The organism is Pseudarthrobacter sp. W1I19 (assembly GCF_030817835.1).
Taxonomy (GTDB): Bacteria; Actinomycetota; Actinomycetes; order Actinomycetales; family Micrococcaceae; genus Arthrobacter.
The window spans coordinates 2994566-3020719 of the sequence record NZ_JAUSZR010000001.1; the positions used below are offsets into that span (position 1 = coordinate 2994566).

The following is a 26154-nucleotide window of genomic DNA, read 5'->3' on the forward strand; positions in this document are numbered from 1 at the left end:
CACTATCCGGACTTGTGCGGTGCGTCTCATTTTTGACGGCTTCCGCAAGCCTAACGGCCCCCAAAAAGCTCCGATAGGCAAATGTCACAGCCCGTTAACACACCGCGTCGGTCTGTGAAACGCGCCTTACCTACCTTGGAGGAACAACATCCCCCCGAAGGAGGTACCCCGTGACTGTTGACCGCACCGCTGATGCCGGCCCCGGCAATTCCCTTGATCTTGACGAGACCGCAAGGCCCGAAGACGCATCCGCCAGCGCACAGCCCGGCTCTACCCGCACTACCGTTGCCCCCGCCCTTGAATTCCGCCCCGGCCGCTGGATCGCCAACTGGGATGCCGAGAACAAGGAACAGTGGGAATCCGGCGGCCGCACCATCGCCCGCCGCAACCTCAACTGGTCAATCTTCGCCGAATTCCTCGGTTTCGTTGTGTGGCAGCTCTGGTCCATCGTGGTGGTCCAGCTCCCCGCCGCAGGCTTCACCTTCTCCACTTCGGAAATCTTCTGGCTGATCTCCATGCCCAGCCTGGTGGGTGCCACCCTGCGCATCCCCTACACCTTTATGGTCCCCCGCTTCGGCGGCCGGAACTGGACCATCGTGTCCGCGCTGCTGCTCCTGATCCCCACTACGGGCCTGGCGCTGTGCGTCTCCAACCCGGAAACGCCGTTCGGCGTGATGCTCCTGGTGGCAGCCCTGGCCGGATTCGGCGGCGGCAACTTCGCCAGCTCCATGGCCAACATCACCTTCTTCTACCCCGCCCGTGAAAAGGGCTGGGCCCTGGGCCTGAACGCCGCCGGCGGAAACATGGGAGCCGCCGTCGCACAGCTCGCCGTGCCGATTGCCATCACCCTGCTCGCGGCGGGCACCGTCAACCTGCCGCTGGCCGGCTTGATGTGGGTGCCGTTCATCCTGGTGGCAGCCTTTGGCGCCTTCAAGTACATGGACAACCTCACCAGCGCCAAGGGTGACCTCGCCGGGTCCGTGGCAGCACTGAAGGAACCGCACCTGTGGATCATGGCCCTGCTGTACATCGGCACCTTCGGTTCGTTCATCGGCTTCGCCGGTGTGTTCCCGAAGCTGATCAAGGACTACTTCCCCGCGTTCTCCTCCATCGGAGTGGGCACCGTGGCACTGTCGCTGGCCTTCCTCGGCCCGCTGGTGGGCTCCCTGGCCCGGCCGTACGGCGGACGCATGGCCGACCGCATGGGCGGCGCCCGGATGACAGTGGCCGCTTTCGCTTCCATGGCAGTCATCACCCTCACCATGATCTGGACCCTGCCGCTGAAGAACTTCTGGCTCTTCCTGGTCCTCTTCCTGATGCTCTTCACCGCCAGCGGCTTCGGAAACGGCGCCACCTACCGGATGATCCCGGTCATCTTCGCCACCTCCAGCCGCGCAGCCCGCAAGGGGGCAAGCTCGGTGGCCACCCAGCGCCTCGCGTCCTCGGCGCTCGGCCTGATCTCGGCCATCGGCGCCTACGGCGGGTTCGTTATTCCGCAGGTACTGAACGCCTCCAACACCGCCAGCGGCTCCTACACCCCGGCCTTCTACGGCTTCGTCGGAGCGTACGTCCTGATGCTGGCCGTCTGCTGGTTCTGCTACATCCGCAACGCCAACCGAAATGCGATGGGACACGTCTAACATGACCAAAAGCGCCGACACGCACTGCCCTTACTGCGCCTTGCAGTGCGCCATGACGCTCACGTCTCCAGCGGAACTGACCCCGGCCGTCCAGCCGGGGTCAGTCCCCGTGTCCGCACCGGCCGCCGGGGAACGGCCCGCCCCCAAGGCACCCCTTGAGGTCAGCGGACGCGACTTCCCCACCAACCGCGGCGGCCTGTGCCGCAAGGGCTGGACTTCGGCCACGCTGTTGAACCACCCGGGCCGGATCACCGAGCCCCTGCTGAAGGGGCCCGACGGCGTCCACCGCCCCATCGGCTGGGACCAGGCCCTGGACCTCGCGGCCGGCGCAGTGAAAGACGCGCAGGCCCGCTACGGACGTGACGCCGTGGGCGTTTTCGGCGGCGGCGGCCTCACCAACGAAAAGGCCTACATGCTGGGCAAGTTCGCCCGGCTCGCCCTGCGAACCTCCCGCATCGACTACAACGGACGCTTCTGCATGTCCTCCGCCGCGGCAGCCGGAATGCGCGCCTTCGGCGTGGACCGCGGCCTGCCGTTCCCGCTCGAAGCCCTGGACACTGCCAGCACCATCCTCATGCTGGGCTCCAATGTTGCCGAAACCATGCCGCCCTTCGTCCAGCACCTGAAGGGAACGCGGGACGCCGGCGGGCTGATTGTGGTGGATCCGCGCCGTTCCGCCACGGCGGCTTTTACTGCCGACGGCGGCGGTCTCCACCTCCAGCCCCTGCCGGGTACCGACCTCGCCCTCCTCCTGGGCATCTCCCACGTGGTCATCCACGAGAACCTGGTGGACATTGCCTACATCGAAGAACGCACATCGGGCTACAGCGCCGTGGTCCGCAGCGTGAACTCCTTTTGGCCCGAACGCGTCCAGTCCATCACCGGCGTGCCTGCCGAGCTCATCCGCGAAACCGCCCGCCGTCTCGCCTCCGGGGCACGTGCCGGAGGCAGCTACATCCTCACCGGCCGCGGCGTAGAACAACACGTGGACGGCACCGATACCGCCACCGCTGCCATCAACCTCAGCCTCCTTCTGGGCCTGCCAGGTTCGGCCCGCAGCGGCTACGGCACCCTCACCGGCCAGGGCAACGGCCAGGGCAGCCGCGAGCACGGACAGAAAGCCGACCAGCTCCCCGGCTACCGCAAAATCACCGACCCCGCCGCCCGTGAGCACGTGGCCAAGGTGTGGGGTGTCCCGGAGCAGCAGATCCCCGGGCCGGGGCTACCGGCCGTCCAGCTGCTCAAGTCGTTGGGACAGCCCGACGGCGTCCGGTGCCTTTTCGTCCACGCCTCCAACATCGCCGTGGCCGCCCCCGACGCCAACGCCGTGATTCAAGGACTGCGCAGCCTGGACTTCCTGGTGGTCTGCGACTTCTTTATGTCCGAGACCGCCGCCGAGGCAGACCTCATTCTTCCCGTGCTCCAGTGGGCCGAGGAGGAGGGCACACTCACCAACCTTGAAGGCCGGGTCCTGCGCCGCCGCCGGGCCCTGACTCCGCCCGCAGGCGCCCGCAGTGAACTCTGGATCATGGCACGGCTGGCCGAGGCCCTCGATGCGCCGTCCACCTACAGCGAAGACCCGGAAACGGTGTTCGAGGAACTCCGGCTGGCCTCTGCCGGCGGGCTGGCCGACTACTCCGGCATTGACTACGCCATGCTGGACCGCGGCGAAGCCGCCTACTGGCCTTACCCGAAAGGCAGCACCGGAACTCCCCGGCTGTTCCGGGACACCTTCGCGCACGCCGACGGCAAAGCCGTAATGGTCCCGGTGACGCCCCGCCGCCGTCGTACGCCCGCCGCAAATCCTGACCCCGGCGCCACAACCATGACGCTCATCACCGGCCGCCTCCTGGAGCACTATCAGTCCGGCGCCCAGACCCGCCGGGTGGCCGAGCTGCTGGAAACCCGGCCGGAGGCGAAGCTGCAGGTCCACCCGGCAGCCGCGGCGTCGATGGGCATCACCGAAGGTGCACTCGTCTCTGTGGCGAACGAGCGCGGCGAGGTGCTGTGCCGGGCCGAGCTGAGCACGGCGATCCGCACGGACACAGTGTTCCTGCCCTTCCATTTTCCTGAGCTCGAGAGCGCCAACCGCCTCACGGAGGCGGCCACGGACCCCACGTCCGGAATGCCCGAGTTCAAGTTCAACAAGGTGTGGGTGCGGCCTGCCGCCACCCCCCTCTCAACCAACGTGCTGCAAACGACGGAGGCCTCATGAGCGAGCAGATTGTCATTGTGGGATTCGGCCCGGTGGCCGCCCGGCTGGTTGATGAGCTCCTGCCCGCCGTCCGGGACGGCCATGTGAGCCTGACGGTAGTCGGGGCCGAAGCGGAAGCAGCCTACAACCGGGTGCTGGTGGCCGATCTGGGCGTGGGCAGGACCACTCCTGAAGCTTTGGCGCTTTCCGACGCCGATGCCCTGGCCGCCGACGGTGTGGATGTCCGGCTGGGCATCCGCGTCCGCCGCGTGGACCGCGCCCGGAAGCAGGTCCTGCTGACCGACGGCTCCGTGGCGCACTACGACCGGCTGGTATTCGCCACGGGATCGCGTCCGGTGATTCCCAACCTGACCGGCATCAACCCGGATCCCACCTCGCCGGTCCTGCCGGCCGGCGTGACAGCCCTTCGCGACCTGCGCGACGCAGAGGTGCTGCGCCAGGCTGTGGACGGCGGCAAGCGCGTGGTGGTCCTCGGCGGCGGTGTCCTGGGCCTGGAGACGGCGCTGGCCGCGGCTGAAGAAGGCGCTACCGTCACCGTGGTCCACAATGGACCGCATCCGCTGGGCCGCAACATCGACCGCGGCGGCGGCGCCGTCCTTGCCGCCAGCCTGCGCCGCTGCGGCGTCCGGATGGCCGGCAACGCGCGCTCCACGGGCGTGGAGCACAACGCGGCCGACGGCGGGTTCTCAGCATTGCTGCTCGACGACGGGTCAGCGATTGATGGCGACCTCCTGGTCATCTCGTGCGGTGTCCGCCCCCGCACCGAACTGGCCGAAGGCTGCGGGCTTTCCACTTCCAGCGGGATCCTGGTGGACCACCGGCTGCGGGCACACCACGAACCGCACATCTTTGCCATCGGCGACTGCGCCGAGGTGCGCTGCCCTGAACCGGACTGCGCCCGGTGCCGCAACGCCAAGGGCCCGTCCGGCCTGGTGGGGCCGGGCTGGCGGCAGGCCGAATGGCTGGCCGAATACCTGACCCTGCTGGCGTCAGGGGCTTCCGAAGAAGCCAGACTGCTTCCGGAGCTGCCGGCCGAGCAGGCAGGCGTTGTTGTCCTCAAGGCCCGGGGCATGAACATGGCCGTGGCCGGGGACAACGCAGCCGAGCCGTGGGATGAGGAAGTCCTCACCGCCGGCGCAGGGAACGGCCGCGCCCGGCTGCAGATTGCCCAGTGGGCGGACCCGGAGCACGGCCGTTACGTCAAGATGACCACCCGCGGCGGAGTCCTGGAGGGACTGGTGGCCGTTGGTATGCCACGCACGGCAGCCGAACTGGTGGGACTCTTCGAACGCGGCGCCGAGCTGCCCGCGGACAGGTCGCTGCTGCTGCGCCTGGACGGGCCGGACCAGCTGCCCGGTGCGGCCGCCGATCCGGAAGGCACCGTGTGCCGCTGCGCCGGCGTCAGCGGGGCAACCATCCAGGGCGCCGTGGAAGAAGGCTGCTCCACCGTGGCCGAAGTTTCCAAAACCACCCGGGCGGGTACAGGCTGCGGCGGCTGCCACGAGGACATCAAGGGGCTCATCGAAAAACACTTCTCCCCAGCCGTCCCCTAACCTCGCAAGCTCGGTCAGGGAACCCGGCGGCCGTGGCCCCAGGGGCAAGCATTCAGTGGTTGAGCCTGTCGAAACCCGGGCTCTTACGCGGGCGCCTTCGGGATGATGATCCACAGCGCGATGTAAACCAGCTCGCCGATCCCCACCAGGCCAAAGACCACGAAGCCCAGCCGAACCAGGAACGTCGGAAGCCCGAACCGTGCCGCCAGGGCCGCGCAGACGCCGCCGATCATTTTGCCGCGCCGGGGGCGCTCGAGTGCCATTGACATGTCCGACCTCCAGTTCCTTCGATGAGTCTATGCGGATGGTACCGGGAGGGTCCAGAGTTGCCTGCCGCCTCCTCCATGCCGACGTACGTACGCCGGAAGGCTTCGGCGTGTAGGGACACCTGACCTTCGAACGTCGATGAACAACTGCAGCCTCAAAGGCTGAAGAGTCCTTTTGCCAGCCCGTATATCCCATAGAGTCCAAGCGCGAGCAGGATCCCCAAATAGGCCAGCACGAGCCTCGTGTCACGCAGGAAGCACTGCGATCTCCTCAGTCCTTGCCGCCGGGCCTTCCAGTAGCCAACGACTCCGACAGCTGCAAACACGCTCAAGGCCAGCGGACCTGCCACCCAACCCAATAGGGCAATAGTGGCGAAGATGCACAGGCGCAGAGGATCGAACGGTACCTTCGCCTGGCCCTCTGGACCGGACCCGCCACCGGACTGGTTTCCGGCATGCGTGCCAAGCACGAATTCCGACGGCAGTGATCCGGCTGCGATGCGTCGCGCATCCGAAGCAGAACTCATCATTCCTCCCTGTCGCTGAGTCAAACCTGCCGGACTGGGAGGAGCTCCCGGCCCGTGGCTGTGCTTATTCGTTGCCGGGCCAAGGCCGGCCATGCCTGGACAGCACAGAACGGAGCGCACTGGTGATCACCGGCGTCGCTCTTTGTGCCCACGTGGACGCAGCATTGCGTGAGCCGTTCTTCAATCATGGTGGAAATGTCCATGAAGGGCTTGACCATGATGCGGGTAATTCGTTGAGCGAGGAGCCGGCGCAGCCGTTGTTGCTGGCCTGGAAGTTTGCCGGCCGCCAGTGTGGTGAGGGTGCCGATGCCGAGGTCGCATTGGGTGCAGATGTTTTTCCAAAGGTCCATTGTCCGCGGGTGGGACAGCGAGGACTGCTCGCTTAGCAGGTCCAGCAGGGAGGACTTCATGAGGTTGCGCAACTCGAGCGGGATCGCGCTGTCGGCGATGCGGTTGGCGATGCTGTCCGGGTTGAGTTCCAGCCAGGCGAGCAGCTGATCGTGCCCGATGAGGGCTGTCAGCGAACGCCAGACTCCTGCATCGTCCTTCAGCAGGTAGCCCACGGACGCGCAATGCGGATGTGAACACGGCAGTGCTGTCAGGTCGTGCCATGAGACCACCCCTCCGGTTTGCTCCGCGAGCCGTTCCAGCACGCCGGTGTGGGTGAGCCTGTCTGTGGGATCGATGCCGTGGCCGCGCCCTGAACCGAACACTGGCTGAAGCGCAACGCCACCCACGAACGGGGTTTCCAATGCCCTCATTACGACGGCGCCGACCTCGCCGTCGTTGATGCCGAGTGCCGCCGTCATCGTCAGGGTGGTGAAAATACCTGCCTCTGACAGGCGCGCGATGGCCATGTCCTTGAAGCGGGTCAGGTCTCCCCCGCGGTGGTGGATGGATGCTGCTTTGGACGGGCCGTCGTATTGGAGGTAAACCTCCACGCGGTCCCGGTGCCTGGCCAGCAGTGCGAGGAGTTCGTCGTCGGTGGCTATGAGCATGCCGTTGCTGTTCACCATGATCCGGACGATCGGCCGGGCGACGAGCTCATCAAGAAGTTCGGCCAGATGAGGGTAAAGCGTGGGCTCGCCGCCGGAGAGCATCAGCACGTCCAGCCGCCCGTTTTCGCGGGCAAGCCGGGTGTCGATATTGGTGAGCACCTCGGTGAGCGGCGCCACTCCCTGCAGTTGGGGGCCGGAGGCGGTGAAGCAGGTGGGGCAGCGCAGGTTGCAGTGCTCGATGATGTCCTGAAGGAGGATGCACGTGTGCTGAGTCTGCATGGCGGGCAGTCCGTAGGCATAGGCCTCCGGTACCTGGCGGTAATTATCGGCCTGGTCCGGGATGTGCTGTTTGGTGGGCGCCTGCCACTTCTCCAGGTATCGTAGAATTTCCGGGGATTCGTCGTACAAGGTGCTGACGAGGCCATGGTCCGGGCAGCCGCGTTCGAGCCAGACCCGGTCGTCCCGGACCAGCAGCGCGCCGGAGAGGCGCCGGACCTGCGCGAGCGGGGGGTTTGTCTCGTGGCAGTGGGGACAAAAGGCTGTGACGTACCGATGGATGCGGTCCCCGCGAAGCGGCTGGCCGGGGCCGGGCAACGCCTGCCGGGAAGTAAACGGTGACGGATTCATATCCGGCTACTCATCTGGGAGAGGGCCATGACGCAGATCCCGCCGCCGAGCAGGATGAAGATCCCCAGGCCAAACAACATCCCCGCACCCCAGCGGGAGGTGCGCGGCCAAATTGCCAGGGCACCGGCGATCGCAAGATAAGCGCCGATGGGAATTAACGCTGCCGGCCCGGCGAGGTCGGTCTTGTAGCCTTCATCCGGAGCAATACCAGCTGTTGTCCCGAAATAGAGGGCATAAAGGGCAGTAGCTCCGAGCAGGATTCCGAGCACCATGGAGCCACGTCGTGGTTCAGGGGATGGCTCCTCGTGATGGGGCGGTGGCAGTGGGCTCCTTGCTTCTTCAGGGTTGTCCTCGCTCATGCTGCTCTTTCCTCCAATTTTGGGCGGAGTGGTGAAGGATTCATCTCAAGCTCTCATCTGCGCGGCGAGGGTTCCAACGCAGATCCCGCCGCCAAGCAGGGTGAAGATTCCCAGGCCAATCAGCAAGCCCGCACCCCACCGGGACGTACGTGGCCGGACCGCCAGCACGACGGCTGCCGCAAGGTAGACGGCAATGGGAATGAAGGCGGACGGCCCGGTCAGGAAACGCATGGAAGCGGGTCCACCGAAAGCAATCGGTACCCCGACATAGACGGCATAAAGGGCAGTAGTCCCCAACAGGATTCCGAAGCCCATGGGGCCGAGCGCTGGTTCAGGGGGTTCCTCGTCTTCTTGGGGCGACTTGTCCTTGCTCATGCCGCCGTTCCTTCCAACTCCGGGCGGAGAGGTTCCCCGAAGACCCGCAGCATCCGCCAGAACAGCAGCGGGAGAACCACCAGGAGGAACCATTGGGGACGGCTCATCCCGAGCCACAGCACATCGTTGCCACGGACGAATTCGACTCCGAACCGGAACAACGCGTAGGAAGTCACGTAGCAGATGAAGAGGTCGCCGGGACGAGGCAGGCGGTCCCGATAACGCCACATGAGCGCGAACGCGGCCACATGGAACACGATTTCATAAGCAAAGGACGGATGGAGCCCTACCCCTGCGGGTCCACTCAGCACTGCCGCCTGCCCGGGCGTGAGCGATATGCCCCACGCTCCCCCGGTCGGGGTGCCGGGCAGTTCCGTAAGGAGGCAGCCCACGCGTCCGATGACCAGCGCCAAGGCGACCGCGGGCGCAAGTAAGTCCCCCGTGGATTCACGGTAACCAGTCAGCCGTTTACCCAAATGGACGCCGAGCCACGCGCCCACAAGGCCCGCGAGGATGCTGCGGTCGCCGTTGCCCCACCAGTCCGCCAAGGAGACCTGCCGCGAAACATCCCAGGTGAGGACCCTTGAGCCGATGGCCCCGAAGGCGAGAGCAAAACCGGCAATGGGCCACAACCGTGGGTCTGACAGGCCGCGCCGGCGCTTCTCATACGCGTAGAACAGCAAGGCTGCGAGGATTCCCAGCCCTAACAGGCTGGCGTGCACCAACCCGTCTCCCGCGAAGGGAAGCCCGATCATGAGCAGAGTGTAGCAGTGCCCCTGCAGGCCCTCCCGGCCGGCGCCCCGGGGTTACATGTGCACGTGCAGTCGGCGCGCAGCCTCTGAGATCGAGCCCGTGAGTGACGGGTACACGGTGAAGGTGCTGGCGACGTCGTCCACGTGCAGCTTCTGTTTGACGGCGATGGAGATGGGGAAGATCAGCTCGGAGGCGTTGGGCCCCACCACCACGCCGCCGATGACCGTTCCGGAGCCCTTCCGGGCGAAAATTTTTACAAAACCGTCTTTGTTGTTGCGCATCTTGGCCCGCGCATTGCTGCGGAGCGAGAGCTTAACCACGTCGCCCTGGTACTTGCCGGAGTCGATTTCGGCCTCGGACACACCCACGTTGGCGATCTCGGGTGAGGTGAAGATGTTGGACGCCACCTGGTGCAGCTTGAGCGGGGTGACGGCATCACCCATGAAGTGCGCAACGGCAATCCGGCCCTGCATGGCCGCGACGGAGGCCAGCGGCAGGACCCCGGTGCAGTCGCCGGCGGCGTAAATATTGGGAGCGGTGGTGCGGGAGACGCCGTCCACTTTGATGTGGCCGCTCTCGCTCACCGCTACCCCGGCTTCTTCCAGTCCGATACCGGCGGTGTTCGGGATGGAGCCGAGGCAGAGCAGGCAGTGGCTGCCGGTGACCTTGGACCCGTCGCTGAGGGTGACCACCACGCCGTCGTCCGTGCGCTCCACCTGCTCGGCGCGGGACCGCGACAGAACCCGCACGCCGCGGCGTTCAAACACTTCCTCAAGGACAACAGCGGCGTCAACGTCAGAACCCGGAAGCACCCGGTCGCGGCTGGAAATCAGTGTGACCTTCGAGCCCAGGCCGTTGTAGGCGGACGCGAACTCGGCTCCGGTCACACCGGAGCCCACCACGATCAGGTCTTCGGGAAGTTCGTCCAGGTTGTAGATCTGCGTCCAGTTCAGGATCCGCTCACCGTCAGGCCTGGCCGTGGGCAGCTCACGGGGATGGGCGCCGAGCGCCAGCAGGATGGTGTCCGCCTCCACGGTCTCGGTGCCCTCCGCCGTGAGGACCTCGATGGTGTGGTCATCCAGGAGCCGCCCGGATCCGGCCAGGATGCGAACGCCCTGCTGCGCCAAACCGTCGGAGATGTCCTTGGACTGGCTGCGCGCCAGATTCAGGAGGCGGTCGTTGATGTGTTTAAGGTCTGCGCGCATCACCGGCACAAAGTCGCCACCGTCGACGTCGAACTTCACTCCCAGCTCCCCCGCCTCGGCGACGCGGGTCATCAGGTCCGCGGTGGCGATCAGAGTCTTGGACGGGACGACGTCGGTCAGCACGGCGGACCCGCCGAGCCCGGCACGCTCGATGATGGTGACCTGCGCTCCAAGCGAGGCGGCCACCATGGCGGCCTCGTAACCGCCCGGACCACCTCCCAGGATTGCGATCCGGGGTGAACTGAAATCTGGATGCGTAGTCACAAACAATCATTCTCCTGCATCCCCGGCCGGACCGCCAAAGAAACCGTTCTCTCGGGAAAACCGCCAAAGGCTGGGCCCAACAGGAGCGGCAGGATAACTTGTACCAGTGAGTACAACAGACTTCCTGAACACGGATCCCTTCGCTGCCGCCCGCGCCGCCGCCGACTACATTGCCGAGGAAACCGGGGTGGACCGCCACGATGTGGCCCTGGTGCTCGGCTCCGGCTGGGCAGACGCCGCCGACCTCATCGGGGAAACCACAGCCACCCTGTCCGCGGAGGAAGTCCCCGGTTTCCACGCTCCGGCAGTGGAAGGGCACGTGGGCACCATCCGCTCTGTCCTGACCAAAGAGGGCAAACGGGCCCTGGTGCTCGGCGCCCGCACCCACTATTACGAAGGCAAGGGCGTCCGCGCCGTAGTCCACGGAATCCGAGCGGCGGCGGCTGCCGGCTGCAACACGCTGGTCCTCACCAACGGCTGCGGCGGCCTGAACGAAAACTGGGCGCCAGGCACCCCGGTGCTGATCAGCGATCACATAAACCTCACCGCCGCCTCGCCGCTGGAGGGCGCCACATTCGTTGACCTGACAGATCTCTACTCTGCCCGGATCCGCAAAATCGCCCGCGACGTGGACGCAACCCTGGACGAAGGCGTCTACGCCCAGTTCCCCGGCCCGCACTACGAAACCCCCGCCGAGGTGCAGTACGCCAAACGCATCGGCGCCGACCTGGTGGGCATGTCCACTGCCCTGGAAGCGATTGCGGGGCGGCACGCAGGCATGGAGGTGTTCGGCATCTCCCTGGTCACCAACCTTGCCGCGGGCATCAGCCCGCAGCCACTCAGCCACCAGGAAGTCATCGAGTCAGGGCAGGCAGCGGGCCCGCGGATCTCCAAACTGCTCGCAGAAATCATCGCCAAACTCTAAAGCAATGCGGGGTCACTTTTGGCCCCATTCGTCGCGTTCTTTGGGCCGCATCTGACCCCGCGTTGCAAGAAGTGAAGGAGCAATGACGATAGGTTTGTGCCCATGACGTCTTCCGATGCCGATTTCCGCCTGCTCACCGAGGCCCGCGAATGGGCTGCCCAAGACCCGGATCCGGAGACATCGGCGTCCCTGCTTGAGCTGGTCCGGCTGGTGGAAGACGGCTCCCCGGCAGCCCGCCAGGAACTCGAGGACAGCTTCCGCGGAACGCTGCAGTTCGGCACCGCTGGACTCCGCGCCGCACTGGGACCCGGGCCGAACCGGATGAACCGTGCGGTGGTGAGGCGCGCCGCTGCCGGACTGGCGGACTTCCTGGCTCGCGCGGTGGCCGAGGCGTCGCCGGGAACCCGGCCGCGCGCCGTCGTTGGTTATGACGCCCGGTACAACTCGGACATCTTTGCGGCGGAAACCGCGGCAATCTTTACGGCCGCCGGCATCGAGACGTTCCTGATGCCGGCCGCGCTGCCCACTCCCCTGCTGGCATACGCCGTCCGGGCGCTGCAATGCGACTGCGGCGTGATGGTCACGGCAAGCCACAACCCGCCGCAGGACAACGGCTACAAGGTCTACCTCGGCCGCCATGCCGTGAGAGACAGCGGCAACGGTGCCCAGATCGTGGCGCCTTACGACAGCGAAATCGCGGCGAGGATCAACGCCGTAGGCCCGCTCGAAACCATTGCCCTTGCCCCCGGTGGCTGGACAGTCCTGGACGGCTCCGTGACCGCCGGCTACCAGCAGGCTACTGCCGCGTTGGCCCTGCCAGAATATTTCCCTGCCCGGGACCTGCGCATCGTCCTCACCCCGATGCATGGCGTCGGCGGCGAGACTGCGCTGGCCGTCCTGAACGCCGCCGGTTTCACCGACGTCACGCTGGTGGCCGAACAGGCCCAGCCGGACCCGGACTTTCCCACCGTCAGTTTCCCGAACCCGGAGGAGCCAGGGGCGCTGGACCTGGCCCTGGAGACAGCTGAGCGGCTGGACGCGGACATTGTTATCGCCAATGATCCCGACGCCGACCGGGCTGCAGTTGCTGCCAAGGACCCGGACACCGGTGCCTGGCGCATGCTCCGGGGCGACGAAGTGGGTGCGCTGCTGGGCGCCCATGTGGCGGCCCGGCTGGCCGCGGCCGGCGGAGATGCAGGGAGCGGGAGTGCCCTCGGCGGCAGCAGCCACGGCGCCTTCGCGAACTCGATTGTGTCCTCGCGGCTTCTCTCCCGGATCGCGGCGGCTGCCGGTTACGCACATGAGGAAACGCTGACCGGGTTCAAATGGATTTCCCGGGTGCCGGGGCTGCTGTACGGCTACGAGGAGGCGCTGGGCTACTGCGTCGCGCCGGAGCTGGTGAAGGATAAGGACGGCATCTCCGCTGCGGTGCTGATTGCGGAACTCGCGGCCGCGGCGAAGGCTGACGGGAAGACCGTCTTTGACACCCTGGACGAGCTGTACCTCCAGCACGGCCTGCACGCCAGCGACCAGCTCAGCATCAGGGTGGCCGACCTGGGCCTGCTGGACGCGATGATGAACCGGCTCCGGGTCAGCCCGCCGGAATCCTTCGGGTCATCAGCCGTCGAGGTTTTCACGGACCTGGCGGAAGGGACTGACAAGCTTCCGCCCACGGACGGGCTCCTGTACCTGACCCGCGACCTCACCCGGGTGATCATCAGGCCCAGCGGCACCGAGCCCAAGCTCAAGTGCTATCTCGAGGTGATCCACCACGTTGGGTCCGCGGCCGAACTGCCGGAGGCCCGGCAGGCCGTCCGCGCCGCACTGGATGAAGTACTCCGGGACGTCAGCGAGGCGCTGGGTCTGTAGCAGGATCCAGGAACCGCGAAAAGGGCGCCCTGCCGGGCGCCCTTTTTCCTGAATGTAATTTCCGGCTGTGTTTCTACAGCTCGATTTCGACGAAGCCGTCCACCACGCGGGTGCTGAACGCTGCGATGCTCAGGCCCGGGGTGCTGAAGCATTCGCCGGTTTCCAGGTCGTATACCTCTTTGTGCAGCGGCGAAGCGATGGTGGGACGCGCCCCGCGTGACCCCAGGATTCCCCGTGCCATAACGTGTGCTCCGGTGGCCGGGTCCTCATGGGCCACCGCGAAAATCTCAGCCGGTCCGGTGCGGAAAAGGGCAATCTGGCGTCCGGCCACGAGGGCGGCTTCGCCCCAGGCGGGCTCCAGGTCGTCCACCAGGCAGACGCGGTGCCAACCGGCGGTGATGCCCGGTGCGGCCTCGTCGGTGGCTGCTGCGAGTGCCCCAAGTTCCAGTGTTGCCGTCATGTCGGCTCCTCTTCCTGTGCGTTTTTCCTTGCCTTTGGCTGCCTCTGCGGCCGTGTTCCACGCTAGGCCGCGGGTGTTTCAGAGGGGTGCAGTGAATGTGTCCAGTGCGTAAAAGACACCTCACGCGGCCGGAAATGCGTTCGTGATGCAGAAGTTAAGTTGACGAAACAATTGGGAAACTGAAGCGAAACTGCGTCTCCCTAGTCTGGATGGACACTCGTCACCAGAAGGCTGCAGGAAACACTGCGGCCCATGCGAAAGGCCCACAGTGACCGAACAGACTTCAAGCACAGAGACTCCGCGCCGCATCGTCGTCGCCGGCGGCGGCCCAGCGGCCCACCGTTTTGCGGACGCCATGCATGCCCGCGGCCTCGCTGGCTGGCATGTCACGGTCCTCACCGAAGAAGCCCACCTCCCTTACGACCGTGTGGCGCTGTCCAAGGCCCTCACCGAAAAAGACGTGGACCTCACCTTGGGCACCGCTTCGATGTGGGACCACCCTTCCCTGGAGCTGAAGACCGGTGAGCGCGTAGTCAAGATCAACGCCGAAGCCAAGACGGTAGAAACCGCTGCCGGCAACGTTTTCAAATACGACGAGCTGGTGGTGGCCACCGGCTCGAACGCGGCGCGCCTGCCCATCCCCGGTGCCGAGCACACCCACGTCTACCGCACCCTCGAGGACGTGTGGGCCATCAACGAGGCCATTACCGGCCTCACGGAGAAGCTGGGCCGCAAGGTCAACGCGGTGACCATCGGTGGCGGCCTCCTCGGGCTCGAATCCGCGGCCGGCACCGAACAGCTTGGCGCCAACCCCATTGTTATTGACGGTTCACAGTGGCTGATGGCCACACAGCTGGATGAAGGCGCGGGCCAGGCCATGGGCCGGCTCATCAAGTCCAAGGGCTTTGAGGTCCACGGCGGCGTCTTCCCGTCGGAAGTATTGTCCGACGACGACGGCCAGGTCACCGGTGTCCTGATGGCCGACGGCCGGGTCATCGACGCGGACATCGTGATTGTCGCCATTGGCGTGCGGCCACGCGATGAACTGTTCCGCGCCGCCGAGGGCGAGGAGCAGGTGTTCAGCCTGGGCCAGCGCGGCGGCGTGGTCATCAACGACTACTGTGCCACCGAGGTGGACGGCATCTGGGCCATCGGCGAAGTGGCCAACTATGGCGGCATGTGCCTGGGCCTGGTGGCCCCGGCCAACACCATGGCCGAAATCGTCGCGGACCGCCTCCACGGCGGAGATGCCACCTTCCCCGGTTTCGACACCGCCACCAAGCTCAAGCTGTCCGGAGTGGATGTTGCCAGCTTCGGCGACGCTTTTGCCAAGACCGAACACGCCCTGGAAATCGTCTACGCGGACCCCGCACGCGGCGTCTACCAGAAGATTGTCACCACCGATGATGCCAAGACCCTGCTCGGCGGCATCTTCGTCGGTGACGCCTCACCCTACATGAGCCTGCGTCCGCTCCTGGGCCGCGAACTTCCGGCCGAGCCCGGCGCATTCCTCAGCGCCGCCGGCGGCGGCGAAGCCCCCGAGACGGAACTGCCGGACGATGCCACCCTTTGCTCCTGCAACAACGTCACCGCCGGAACCATCCGCGACGCCATCAACGGCTGCGGTGCCTGCGACGGCAACGCACCGGTTCAGGAGCTCGGTGAGCTGAAGGGCTGCACCCGCGCCGGCACCCAGTGCGGTTCCTGCGTACCCATGCTGAAGAAGCTGCTCGAGACCGAACTGACCAAGTCCGGCGTCGAGGTTTCCAAGGCCCTCTGCGAGCACATCGAACTGTCCCGCCAGGAACTGTTCGACGCCATCCGTGTCCTGGAACTGACCTCCTTCGAAGAGATCATGGCCAAGTACGGCACGGGCGCCGGCTGCGACATCTGCAAGCCCACCATCGCCAACATCCTGGCCAGCCAGAACAGCGCCTACGTCCTGGACGCCGGCCGCGGCACACTGCAGGACACCAACGACCGCGCCCTGGCCAACATGCAGAAGGACGGCACCTACTCGGTGGTCCCCCGCATTGCCGGCGGCGAAATCACCCCCAAGAAGCTCGGCGTCATCGCGGCAGTGGCCGAAAAGTACAACCTGTACACCAAGATCACCGGCGGCCAGCGGATCGACATGTTCGGTGCCCGCCTGGAACAGCTCCCGGAGATCTGGAAGGAACTGGTGGACGCCGGCTTCGAGTCCGGCCAGGCGTACGGCAAGAGCCTGCGCACCGTGAAGTCCTGCGTCGGGTCCACCTGGTGCCGCTTCGGCGTCCAGGACTCGGTGGCCATGGCCATCCAGCTCGAACTCCGCTACCGCGGCCTGCGCAGCCCCCACAAACTCAAGATGGGTGTCTCCGGCTGCGCCCGTGAATGCGCCGAGGCCCGCGGCAAGGACGTGGGCGTGATCGCCACCGCCGACGGCTGGAACCTGTACGTCGGAGGCAACGGCGGCGCCACCCCGGCCCACGCCCAGCTCCTGGCCAAAGACCTCGACGACGAAACGCTGATCAAGTACATCGACCGCTACTTCATGTACTACATCCGCACCGCGGACCGCCTGCAGCGCACCGCGCGCTGGCAGGAAGAGCTCGACGGCGGCATCAAACACGTCGAGGACGTGGTGGTCAAGGACACCCTGGGCATCGCCGCGGACCTTGAAGCGGCCATGGCCAAGCACGTTGACACCTACATCGACGAATGGGCAGACACCCTCAAGGACCCCGAGCGCCTGCGCCGGTTCCGCTCCTTCGTCAACGCCCCCGACCAGAAGGACGACTCCATCACCTTCGTCCCGGACGAGCGCGGCCAGATGCGCCCCGCCACCCCGGAGGAGAAGGGGAAAGTCCTGATCGGGGCCTCCATCCCGGTCCGTCCCGGCACACCGGAACCCATCAGGAACGAGGCATAACCATGCAGCTCACCATCGACCTCACCGGCCGCGACGTCCTGGTGGCCGGCTCGGACCACGCCGCCCGGCAGGCGGTGCGCCGCTACGAGGCCGCCGGCGCCCTGGTGTACCGCCTCAGCACCCCGCAGGGCGCCGGCCATGACGGCCCCCTGCCCGAGCGCCCCTTCCTGGTGGCAGCGGTCGACGACGGGCAGCCCGGCTGGGAGCCGCTGCTGGACCGGTGCCGCGCAGCCGGTATCCCCGTGGCAGTGGAACCTGCTGCCGGACCGGTAGGCCACGTCACCCTGGTAGGCGGCGGACCCGGAACCACCGAGCTGCTCACTGTCGGCGCCGTCAAGGCGCTGCGCGATGCCGACGTCGTCTTTTATGACCGGCTGGCCCCCTGCCAGGACTTGCCGCAGCTGACCTCGGCAGAACTCGTGGATGTGGGCAAGAAGCCCGGGCACCACAAAGTCAGCCAGGCCGACATCGAAAAGCTGATGGTGGAAAGCGCCCTCGCGGGCAACAACGTGGTCCGGCTCAAAGGCGGCGATCCGTACGTCTTTGGCCGCGGCGGCGAGGAAGTTGCCTCCTGCGTGGCAGCCGGCCTCCCGGTCCGCGTCATCTCCGGCGTCACCAGCGCCATCTCCGTCCCCGCGGCGGCCGGAATCCCCGTGACGCACCGCGAAGTGAGCCACATGTTCACCGTGGTCTCCGGGCACGCCCCTTTGACCGAAAAGGAGCACCAGCACCTGGCCGGCCTGGGCGGCACCATCGTTGTGTTAATGGGCATCGGCACCCTGCACCAGCTTGCCGCAGGCCTCCGCCGGGCAGGAATGCGCACGGACATGCCCATGGCGATTGTTGAACGTGGCTACCGGCCCGGACAACGCACCACCATTGCGGACCTGGGCACCATCACCACGGCGGCCGCCGGCTGCAGCAACCCGGCTGTGCTGGTCATCGGTGAGGTGGTGCGGGTGGCGGAAGCCAACCGCGGGCATGCTGAGGCCGCCGCCGACCTGGACAGGCTGGCGGCCTCGCTGCTGGGCTCGTGAAAGGATTGACCTCCATGAATGCACTCGCACCGGCCGAAACACCACAGGTCGACGAAACGCCCGAGGCGGCAGAAGCGCCGCTGGAGGGTTTCCGCATCGGTGTGACCTCGGACCGGCGGTCCCAGGACCTGATCGAGGCCCTCGAACGCCGCGGCGCCGAGGTGCTGCACGCCCCCGCCCTGAAGATCGCCCCGGTCCAGGAGGACATGCGCCTCATCGACGACACCCGGGCCATCATCGCCGCCAAGCCGGACCTGTGCATCGCCACCACCGCCTACGGCATGCGCCGCTGGTGTGAGGCAGCGGATTCCTTCGGCATCGGCGACGAGCTGCTGGAAACCCTCGGTGCCTGCCGGATGTTCGTCCGGGGACCCAAGGCCCGCGGCGCGGTGCGCGCGGCCGGCCTGGCCGACGTCGGAATCAGCAGCGACGAAACCACCGCCACCCTGGTGGATATGTTGCTGACCGAAGGCGTCCGCGGCAAGACCGTGGCCGTGCAGCTGCACGGCTACACGGATGTCCGGCAGTTGGAGCGCCTGCGCATGTCCGGTGCCACCGTCCTGACTGTCACCCCATACCGCTGGGTGAAGCCCGACGGCGAGGACAAGCTTCCCCGCCTCATCGAGGCGGTATGCAGCGGAAACCTGGACGTCCTCACCTTCACCAGCGCGCCCGCCGTCGACGCCCTGTGGAGCACTGCCCACGAAATGGGCGTCTACAAGCAGCTGATCGACAGCCTGAAGACGAACGTAACCACGGCCGTGGTGGGTCCGGTGACCGCGCAGCCGCTGCTGGACGCCGGTATCACCCCCCTGATTCCGGAACGCTTCCGGATGGGGGCGCTCATCCGGCTGGTGTGCGAGCACCTCGCACTGAACCATGTCCGGCGCCTGGATACGAGGTCCGGCAACATCGAGCTGCGCGGCAGGAGCCTGCGGATCGACGGCCAGCCGGTGGAACTGGCACCGGCCCCGCTGCTGCTGCTCCGTGCGCTGCTGGGGGCAGGCGGCGCGGTCCTGTCCCGCGAATCCCTGTCCGACCTGCTGGAACTGCGCGGTTCGGTCCACGCGCTGGACATGACCGTGAGCCGGCTCCGTTCCTCGCTCCCGGACGGCCGTCTCGTGGAGACAGTGGTGAAGCGCGGCTACCGGATCCGCGTCTAGTGCCTCCAAAGCGCCACTCGAAGTGCCCGGGTTTTGGACCCGGGCACTTTGCATATGGCGGGATGCACTCCGAATGTGTCCGTCCGCAGACGGATGAGAGGCACGTCACGGGTTCTGTTACCGGCCGGTAAAAACTGGCGAACGCGGGCCGGTTAAACGGCAACTGAGGGGAAACACCCCGGAAAAAGCAGGGTTCTACGCTGGGTTCCATCACGAAGTTCCGGCCGTTCACCGGCCGCCAGCGAAAGGGCCAGCACATGTCCGCTCCGGCACCCTCCACCTCCACCGTTCCCGCCACCCGCATCGTCATTGCGGGAGCGGGACCTGCTGCCCAGGCACTGGTCAGCCAGCTCAACCGTGCACGGTTCACGGGCACCATCACCGTGCTGAGCAACCGGGACGACACTCCCGAGGAGCTGCTGGAGCTGGCGCTGCTCCCCCAGGTTTCGGTCCGGTTCGGCCAGCCCGCGAGCCACATCGACCCGGAGACGCGGACGGTGGCAACGGCGGACGGCATGGAATTCAGCTACGACCAGCTGGTCATCGCCACCGGATCAGCAGCGGTGGCCAACCCGGTGGAGGGCGCCAACCGCTGCCTGAGCTACTCCACCATCGACGACGCCGCCCGGATTGGCGAGGCCGTCAGCGAAGTCACGCGGGAACTGGGCCGTCGGCCGCTGGGGATCCTGGTGGGCACGGGTGCCGCAGCCGGGCAGGCTGAGGCCGTGCTCCGTGCCAGGGGTGTGCGGCCCATCCGCACTACGGCCCGGCCGGCCGCGGTGGTTCCCGGCACCTCAGCCGGGCTCGCAGCCTCCAGCGTTGTTTTCGAGGATGGCAGCAGCATGATCGGCGACCTGGTGGTCCTGGCCGAAGAACGGGTGTCCCGGGACGGCCTTGCCGCCAGCGCGGGCCTGCAGACCGCCGCTACCGGCGGGATTGTCATCAGCAAGGACTTCCGCACCTCCGTCCCCGGAATCTGGGCCATCGGTGACGCGGCAGCGTTCGACGGCGTCCGCCTGGGCCTGCTGGTCGCGGCGGCTTCCGCGGCGGGCGCTTGCGCCACGGAGCTCCTGAGCGCTTCGTCCGCTTCGTCCGCTCCCTCCGCGCTGCCGGCCGCCGCCTGACCAGCAACGCGAGGTCACTTACGGCCCGTTCCACGGGGAAAGATGGGCCGGAAATGACCACGCGTTGCTCTGTGGCAAGATGGTTCCGAAACGAGCCAGGGCGTCACAACGCCTCGGCCCACCGGCCCCTTGGAGAGGACCATCATGAGCAACGAAGCCACCCCTTCCGTTCAAACAGCCGCAACCGGCGCCCCGTCTTCCGGCAGCATCGCGTCATTCATCGACCACACGCTGCTGAAGCCCGAAGCGGGTGAGGCCGATGTCCTCAAAGTGTGTGCCGAAGCGGCTGAGTACCACTTCAAGTCCGTCTGCGTGAACCCCGTCTGGGTCAAGACCGTGAAGAAGGCCCTTCGGGGTTCCGGCGTCCTCACCTGCTCGGTGGTAGGTTTCCCGCTGGGCGCCACGCCCACGGACGTCAAGACGTTCGAGGCCCGCGGGGCTGTGCTGGACGGCGCCGACGAAGTGGACATGGTCATCAACATCGCCGCTGCCCGTGCCGGGGACAAGGGCGCGCTGGTTGAGGACATCACGTCGGTGGCGGAGGCTGTCCACGCCAGTGATGCCACCCTGAAGGTCATCATCGAAACGGCGCTGCTCACGGACAGCCAGAAGGTCCTTGCCTGTGAAGCCGCCGTGGAGGCCGGCGCTGATTTCGTCAAAACCTCAACCGGCTTCAACGGCGGAGGCGCCACCGCCGAGGACATCGCCCTGATGCGCCGCACGGTAGGTCCCGGCCTTGGCGTCAAGGCCTCCGGCGGCGTGCGTTCCCTCGAGGACGCGCAGGCTATGATTGCTGCAGGTGCAACACGTATTGGTGCCAGCTCCGGCATCGCCATCGTCAAGGGTGAACAGGGTTCGTCCTCCTACTGACGGCAACCGGAGCCGCCACAGATTGAGGCCCCCGCGGCCAAGGAGGAATGAATGTCCAGCAAGATCACGGCTTCCAGCCACGGCCCGGCGTCTCACGAAGGGGCACTCCAGACCCCCCAGAACGAGAACAAGCTCGGCACAAGCATCATCCTCTTTGTGGTCTGCATGGCCCTGTTCCTCGGCGCCATCTATTCCCTGTCTTTCCTGACGCTCGGCAACCCGTGGCCCATGGCCGCGTGCCTGGCGCTGTTCGCCCTGGCGTACTGGATCCCGCAAACCATCCTGGGCCGCTCGGACTCCGCCGGCGAGCACTAATCCCAAGTAAGTAGCAGTAACTGTCGTTTTGAACGCTCGTAGCGACACTTAGTGCTACCCAGTTGGGTAACAAGCCAACGAAACCCCCGGGACCGCTGTCCCGGGGGTTTCTGCATACTTAGAACCAGATGCGGGTCCAGGCTTCGGCTGCCGCCGTCACGCTGGTCCAGTGGGTCCGGGCTATCGCCCAGCCGGCCACACACAACCCCACCATCGCGTAAGCGCTCACGGGGATCAGCAGCAGCCACTCGCGCTTGGACCCCGCACGGCCGAGCAACGGTACGGACAGCGCGCCGTTGGGCCGCCACACCTGGCGCAGCAGCGGCAGCCGGCGCAGCACCTTGGGCGGCCGGATCACCAGCGGCCACAGCAGGGGCACTCCGTTTGTGGTGATGAGGTCCCCCACAATATGCACCACCACGCCTGTCAGCATCGAAACGGGCAGCCAGGTCCACTGGTCCGGCGCGAACCAGGTGACAAGCCCGGCCATGGTCAGCGCGAAGATCCAGTTGCTGATGAACCCCGCCTTCGGGAACAGCTTCAACGCCTTGGCCGCGATGTTGATCATAAACATGCACAGCAGGCCGGCACCCACGGAGAGCAGGCCCCACTGGGTCTGCAGCTGGAACTGACCGGCCAACGTGGCCAGCAGCACAAAGAAGGCAGCTCCAAGGAGGGAGTGTGTCCCCTGCCGGTGCCCGCCGCTGGCATTTTCAATTCCGACGGCGATCAGATTCGACAGCGGCGGCAGGGCATTCGCTACCGTGCTGTGCCGGTGGTCCCAGTCGCACACCAGCGCGGTGCCCGCCGTCGCCATCCCGCCGATCAGGATCCCGGTGGCGTCCAGCGGATACCAGCCAAGGGTGTACGGCCCCGTTGAGGCAATAGCTACCCACGCCGCGGCTCCCGACGCGGCGTGATGTCCTCCCATCAAGTCCTAACCCACCGCCAGTGGCTGGTCCGAGAAGATGTTGCGAATGACGCCGTTGGCCCATTCCAGGATCTCCGCGTCCTGCAGGTCCCGGCCGCCGATCTTCGCCGTTTTCGGCTTGGGGATCAGCACGGCGTCGAGGGCGGGCTTGGACTGGGATCCCGGGTACATCCGGTTCAGCCGCATCACCTTGGACTCGGGGAGGGCGGCCGGCGAGAACTTGATGAAGTTGCCCTGCAGCGCGACGTCGGACAGGCCCGCTTCCCGCGCCCCCACCCGGAAGCGGGCCACCGCCACCAGGTTCTGGGCGGGCAGCGGCGGCTCACCATACCTGTCCACCAGCTCAGCCAGGACTTCGTCGATGGCCTCGTTGGTGAGGGCTGCTGCCAGCTTGCGGTAGGCCTCCAGCCGGAGCCGCTCCCCCGGCACGTAGTCGTGCGGAAGGTGGGCGTTGACCGGCAGTTCGATCTTCATCTCGGCGGCCTTCTCCTCGGCCTCGCCGCGGAAGTCGGCCACGGCCTCGCCCACCAGGCGGATATAGAGGTCGAAGCCCACACCCTGGATGTGCCCGGACTGTTCGCCGCCCAGCAGGTTGCCCGCGCCGCGGATTTCGAGGTCCTTCATGGCCAGCTGCATACCTGCGCCCAGTTCGTTGTGCGTGGCCACCGCTTTGAGCCGTTCCAGTGCAACTTCGCCCAGCGGTTTCTCCGACGGGTAGAGGAAGTAGGCGTACGCACGCTCGCGGCCGCGGCCCACGCGTCCGCGGAGCTGGTGAAGCTGGGACAGGCCGTACTTGTCCGCCCCGTCCACAATCAGGGTGTTGGCGTTGGAGATGTCGAGGCCGGTTTCGATGATGGTGGTGCACACCAGCACGTCGAACCGCTTCTCCCAGAAGTCCACGATGATCTGCTCCAGCCGGCTCTCGGACATCTGCCCGTGGGCCACCTCCACCCGGGCTTCCGGGACCAGTTCGCGGATCTTGGCGGCGGTGCGCTCAATGGTGGACACCCGGTTATGGACCAGGAACACCTGGCCTTCGCGCATCAGCTCACGCCGGATGGCGGCGGAGGTCTGCTTGTCCGTGTAGGGTCCCACGTAGGTCAGGACAGGGTGCCGTTCCTCCGGCGGGGTGGCCAGGGTGGACGTCTCGCGGATCCCGGTGAGGGACATTTCCAGAGTGCGCGGGATGGGGGTGGCACTCATGGCCAGCACGTCCACGTTGGTGCGCATTTTCTTCAGCGCTTCCTTGTGCTCCACGCCGAAGCGCTGTTCCTCGTCCACGATTACCAGGCCCAGGTCCTTGAACTCGAAGTCCTTGGACAGCAGACGGTGCGTGCCGATCACCACGTCCACCGATCCGCTCTTGACGCCTTCCACCGTTTCCTTGGTTTCCTTGGTTCCCTGGAACCGGGACAGGGCCTTCACCCGCAGCGGGAACCCGGAGAAGCGCTCGGTGAATGTCTCGTAGTGCTGCTGCGCCAGCAGGGTGGTGGGAACCAGCACAGCCACCTGCTTGCCGTCCTGGACCGCCTTGAACGCTGCACGCACGGCGATCTCCGTCTTGCCGTAGCCCACGTCGCCGGACACCAGCCGGTCCATGGGGATCTCGCGCTCCATGTCCGCCTTGACCTCGTTGATGGTGGTCAGCTGATCGGGGGTCTCCACGTACGGGAAGGCTTCCTCGAGCTCGCGCTGCCAGGGAGTGTCCGGGGCGAAGGCGTGCCCGCGGGAGGCCATCCGGGCCGAATACAGCCGGATCAGCTCGCCCGCGATCTCCTTGACGGCCTTCCGGGCCTTGGACTTGGTGCTGGCCCAGTCCGCGCCGCCCATCTTGCTCAGTACCGGCGTATCGCCACCGACATAGCGCGTCACCTGGTCCAGCTGGTCCGTGGGGACAAACAGCCGGTCCCCCGGGGCGCCGCGCTTGGACGGCGCGTACTCCAGGACCAGGTACTCACGAACTCCATCACCACCGCCGGCAACCTTGCGCTGGATCAGCTCCACGAACCGGCCGATGCCGTGCTGTTCGTGCACCACATGGTCGCCTGCGACCAGCTGGAGCGGGTCCACCGCGTTGCGCCGCTTCGAGGGCATGCGGCGCATGTCCTTTGTGGACCCGGCGGAGGTCCGGCCCAGCAGGTCCGCTTCGGTGAGCAGGCCGAGCTTCAGCCCGTCCAGGACAAAACCGCGTCCGACGGCGGCAGTGGTCACCTCTATGATGCCCGCCTGGGGTTCGTGGTCCAGGCTGTCCACCCGGGCACAGGGGATGTCCGCGTCGTGGAACAGTTCGGCCAGCCGCTGGGCGGGCCCAGGGCCCTCGGTGGCCACCACGATCCGCCACTGGTCCCGCACGTGGGACCCGATGAAGTCCATCATTTCCGCGACCTCGCCCTGGTAGCCGCGCGGTTCGCGGGCGTGCAGGTTCAGGACGTCGATCTCGGGCAGCAGTTCCTCATCCTGGGCCAGCGACGTGATGGACCACCACGAAACCCCATGCTCCAGGGAAGAGGTGCGGGTCTCCGTCAGCGACCGGAAGCTGGCGGAATGGAGGGGCAGCGCTCGCCTGCGAGGTGAGGTCCAGCGGCGCGGTCCCGCCGTCGGACGCCATGGACCAGGCCGCTTCCAGGAATTCCTCATTCGTGGCGGCGAGATCGTGGGCGCGGGTTCGGACCTTCTCCGGTTCGATGACAACGGAGATGGAACCGGCGGGCAGCTGCTCCACAAACGGGACCATGGCGTCCACCAGCACCGGAGCGAGGGATTCCATGCCTTCCACGGCGATGCCGCCGGCAATCTTTTCCAACATGTCCGCTGCAGCCGGAAGCTGGGTTTTGAGGGTTGCCGCGCGGGACATCACGGACGGGGTGATGAGGATTTCGCGGCACGGCGGTGCGTGCAGTTCGGTGGGGTGGTGCAGACCGGGGGAAGACAGCGAGCGCTGGTCGGCCACGGCGAACCAGCGCATCTGGTCCACTTCGTCGCCGAAGAATTCGACCCGGATGGGGTGGTCCTCAGTGGGCGGGAAAACGTCGATGATGCCGCCGCGGACGGCGAATTCGCCACGGTGGGTCACCATGTCCACCCGGGCGTAGGCGGCGTCGGCCAGGCTGCGCACCACATCGGTGAACGGCTTCTCCTGGCCCACTTTGAGTGTGACGGGAACCAGCTCACCCAGGCCAGCCACAACGGGCTGGACCACGGCGCGGACGGGCGCCACCACCACCCGGAGCGGCCCCGCCGTCGACGTTTCGGGGTGCGCGAGGCGGCGCAGCACGGACAGCCGCCGCCCTACCGTGTCCGAGCGCGGTGAAAGCCGTTCGTGCGGGAGGGTCTCCCAGCTGGGGAACTCGGCCACGGCATCGGCAGGAAGGTACGCGCGCAGGGCGGCGGTAAGGTCCTCGGCCTCCCGGCCGGTGGCGGTGACGGCCAGGACCACGCCCGGCCCCGCACCGTCCGCTCCCCCGGCGGCGGCAGCCACACCGTCGGCCATCTCGGCAAGCAGCACAGGCCGCAGCCCCGCCGGGGCACTGATCTGGTAATCCTGGCCGCGGACAGCGAAGCCGCGGGCAGCCTCGGCGCGTACCCGGGCGAACGTCTGGTCCGCGGCGAGGGCGCGGCGCAGTCCCTCCAACGAAGGGCCTACGCTGGGCTTACCGGTGCTGGATTTGCCGGTGCCGGACTTTCCAGCGATGGATGTGCCGGCGGTGGACGGGCCGGGAAGGCTCATGGCAGAAGCTCCTGTGGTGTTACGAAAAAGCAGGCAGCGC

At 66.7% G+C, this 26154-nt stretch carries 20 protein-coding genes and 1 pseudogene; 11 read left to right on the plus strand and 10 right to left on the minus strand.

The annotated features are described in order from the left end of the window. Positions 1–170 precede the first annotated feature (170 nt). Genes QF038_RS13985 through QF038_RS13995 form a run of 3 tightly spaced genes read left to right on the plus strand, consistent with a single transcriptional unit; the run spans position 171 to position 5408 of the window. Positions 171–1640, plus strand: coding sequence for an MFS transporter (locus tag QF038_RS13985; protein WP_307610672.1), 1470 nt, complete (start codon positions 171–173; stop codon positions 1638–1640). A gap of 1 nt (position 1641) precedes the next feature. Continuing rightward, positions 1642–3855, plus strand: coding sequence for a molybdopterin oxidoreductase family protein (locus QF038_RS13990; protein WP_307610673.1), 2214 nt, complete (start codon positions 1642–1644; stop codon positions 3853–3855). After that, on the plus strand, positions 3852–5408 hold the full coding sequence (locus QF038_RS13995) for an FAD-dependent oxidoreductase (protein ID WP_307610674.1): 1557 nt from the start codon (positions 3852–3854) through the stop codon (positions 5406–5408). Before QF038_RS13990 ends, QF038_RS13995 begins: the two co-directional genes overlap by 4 nt. An 83-nt stretch (positions 5409–5491) precedes the next feature. Here QF038_RS13995 and QF038_RS14000 read toward each other — a convergent pair whose 3' ends face one another. From QF038_RS14000 to QF038_RS14030, 7 genes are all read right to left on the minus strand, one after another. Next, positions 5492–5677 carry a PspC domain-containing protein gene (locus tag QF038_RS14000; RefSeq protein WP_373461572.1) on the minus strand — a complete coding sequence of 62 codons (186 nt, stop codon included), beginning with the start codon at positions 5675–5677 and terminating at the stop codon, positions 5492–5494. A 152-nt stretch (positions 5678–5829) separates the two neighbouring features. Further along, positions 5830–6201, minus strand: coding sequence for a hypothetical protein (locus QF038_RS14005; protein ID WP_307610675.1), 372 nt, complete (start codon positions 6199–6201; stop codon positions 5830–5832). Between the two features lie 20 nt (positions 6202–6221). After that, positions 6222–7826 carry a radical SAM protein gene (locus QF038_RS14010; RefSeq protein ID WP_307610676.1) on the minus strand — a complete coding sequence of 535 codons (1605 nt, stop codon included), beginning with the start codon at positions 7824–7826 and terminating at the stop codon, positions 6222–6224. Further along, entirely contained in the window at positions 7823–8185 is a 363-nt protein-coding gene (locus QF038_RS14015; protein ID WP_307610677.1) for a hypothetical protein, read from the minus strand. Before QF038_RS14015 ends, QF038_RS14010 begins: the two co-directional genes overlap by 4 nt. A 45-nt stretch (positions 8186–8230) precedes the next feature. Then, positions 8231–8560: a hypothetical protein gene (locus tag QF038_RS14020; RefSeq protein WP_307610678.1), complete on the minus strand. Its 330-nt coding sequence runs from the start codon at positions 8558–8560 to the stop codon at positions 8231–8233. Next, positions 8557–9315 carry a prolipoprotein diacylglyceryl transferase gene (locus tag QF038_RS14025; protein ID WP_307610679.1) on the minus strand — a complete coding sequence of 253 codons (759 nt, stop codon included), beginning with the start codon at positions 9313–9315 and terminating at the stop codon, positions 8557–8559. The genes QF038_RS14020 and QF038_RS14025 overlap by 4 nt, the downstream gene beginning before the upstream one ends. Positions 9316–9366: 51 nt before the next feature. Beyond that, positions 9367–10782: an NAD(P)H-quinone dehydrogenase gene (locus tag QF038_RS14030; RefSeq protein WP_307610680.1), complete on the minus strand. Its 1416-nt coding sequence runs from the start codon at positions 10780–10782 to the stop codon at positions 9367–9369. A 106-nt stretch (positions 10783–10888) separates the two neighbouring features. Here QF038_RS14030 and QF038_RS14035 point away from each other — a divergent pair, with 106 nt between their 5' ends. Together QF038_RS14035 and QF038_RS14040 are read left to right on the plus strand one after the other, a co-directional pair. Further along, positions 10889–11707, plus strand: coding sequence for a purine-nucleoside phosphorylase (locus QF038_RS14035; RefSeq protein ID WP_307610681.1), 819 nt, complete (start codon positions 10889–10891; stop codon positions 11705–11707). A 102-nt stretch (positions 11708–11809) separates the two neighbouring features. Beyond that, positions 11810–13576 (plus strand): phospho-sugar mutase, encoded by a 1767-nt coding sequence (locus QF038_RS14040; protein WP_307610682.1) that lies wholly within the window; start codon positions 11810–11812, stop codon positions 13574–13576. Positions 13577–13649: 73 nt separating this feature from the next. On the opposite strand, the gene nirD is transcribed toward QF038_RS14040, so the two are convergent. Further along, positions 13650–14036, minus strand: a complete 387-nt coding sequence (gene nirD, locus QF038_RS14045; protein WP_307610683.1) for a nitrite reductase small subunit NirD — start codon at positions 14034–14036, stop codon at positions 13650–13652. 268 nt (positions 14037–14304) lie between these two features. On the opposite strand from nirD, the gene nirB reads away from it, so the two are divergent. From nirB to QF038_RS14075, 6 genes are all read left to right on the plus strand, one after another. Next, on the plus strand, positions 14305–16947 hold the full coding sequence (nirB, locus tag QF038_RS14050) for a nitrite reductase large subunit NirB (RefSeq protein ID WP_307610684.1): 2643 nt from the start codon (positions 14305–14307) through the stop codon (positions 16945–16947). A gap of 2 nt (positions 16948–16949) precedes the next feature. Beyond that, positions 16950–17984, plus strand: coding sequence for a uroporphyrinogen-III C-methyltransferase (gene cobA, locus QF038_RS14055; RefSeq protein WP_307610685.1), 1035 nt, complete (start codon positions 16950–16952; stop codon positions 17982–17984). A gap of 14 nt (positions 17985–17998) precedes the next feature. Beyond that, positions 17999–19147, plus strand: coding sequence for a uroporphyrinogen-III synthase (locus QF038_RS14060; RefSeq protein ID WP_307610686.1), 1149 nt, complete (start codon positions 17999–18001; stop codon positions 19145–19147). A gap of 257 nt (positions 19148–19404) precedes the next feature. Further along, entirely contained in the window at positions 19405–20271 is an 867-nt protein-coding gene (locus tag QF038_RS14065) for an FAD-dependent oxidoreductase (protein WP_307610687.1), read from the plus strand. A gap of 144 nt (positions 20272–20415) precedes the next feature. Then, the gene (gene deoC, locus QF038_RS14070) at positions 20416–21141 is read left to right on the plus strand and encodes a deoxyribose-phosphate aldolase (RefSeq protein WP_307610688.1); all 726 of its coding nucleotides are present in this window, start codon (positions 20416–20418) and stop codon (positions 21139–21141) included. A 51-nt stretch (positions 21142–21192) separates the two neighbouring features. Next, a complete protein-coding gene (locus QF038_RS14075; protein WP_307610689.1) occupies positions 21193–21456 on the plus strand; it encodes a hypothetical protein in 264 nt (87 codons plus the stop codon). 118 nt (positions 21457–21574) lie between these two features. On the opposite strand, the gene QF038_RS14080 is transcribed toward QF038_RS14075, so the two are convergent. Both QF038_RS14080 and mfd read right to left on the minus strand, forming a co-directional pair. Then, a complete protein-coding gene (locus QF038_RS14080; protein ID WP_307610690.1) occupies positions 21575–22387 on the minus strand; it encodes a metal-dependent hydrolase in 813 nt (270 codons plus the stop codon). 6 nt (positions 22388–22393) lie between these two features. Continuing rightward, a pseudogene (gene mfd, locus QF038_RS14085) lies at positions 22394–26114 on the minus strand (transcription-repair coupling factor). Between the last annotated feature and the right edge of the window lie 40 nt (positions 26115–26154).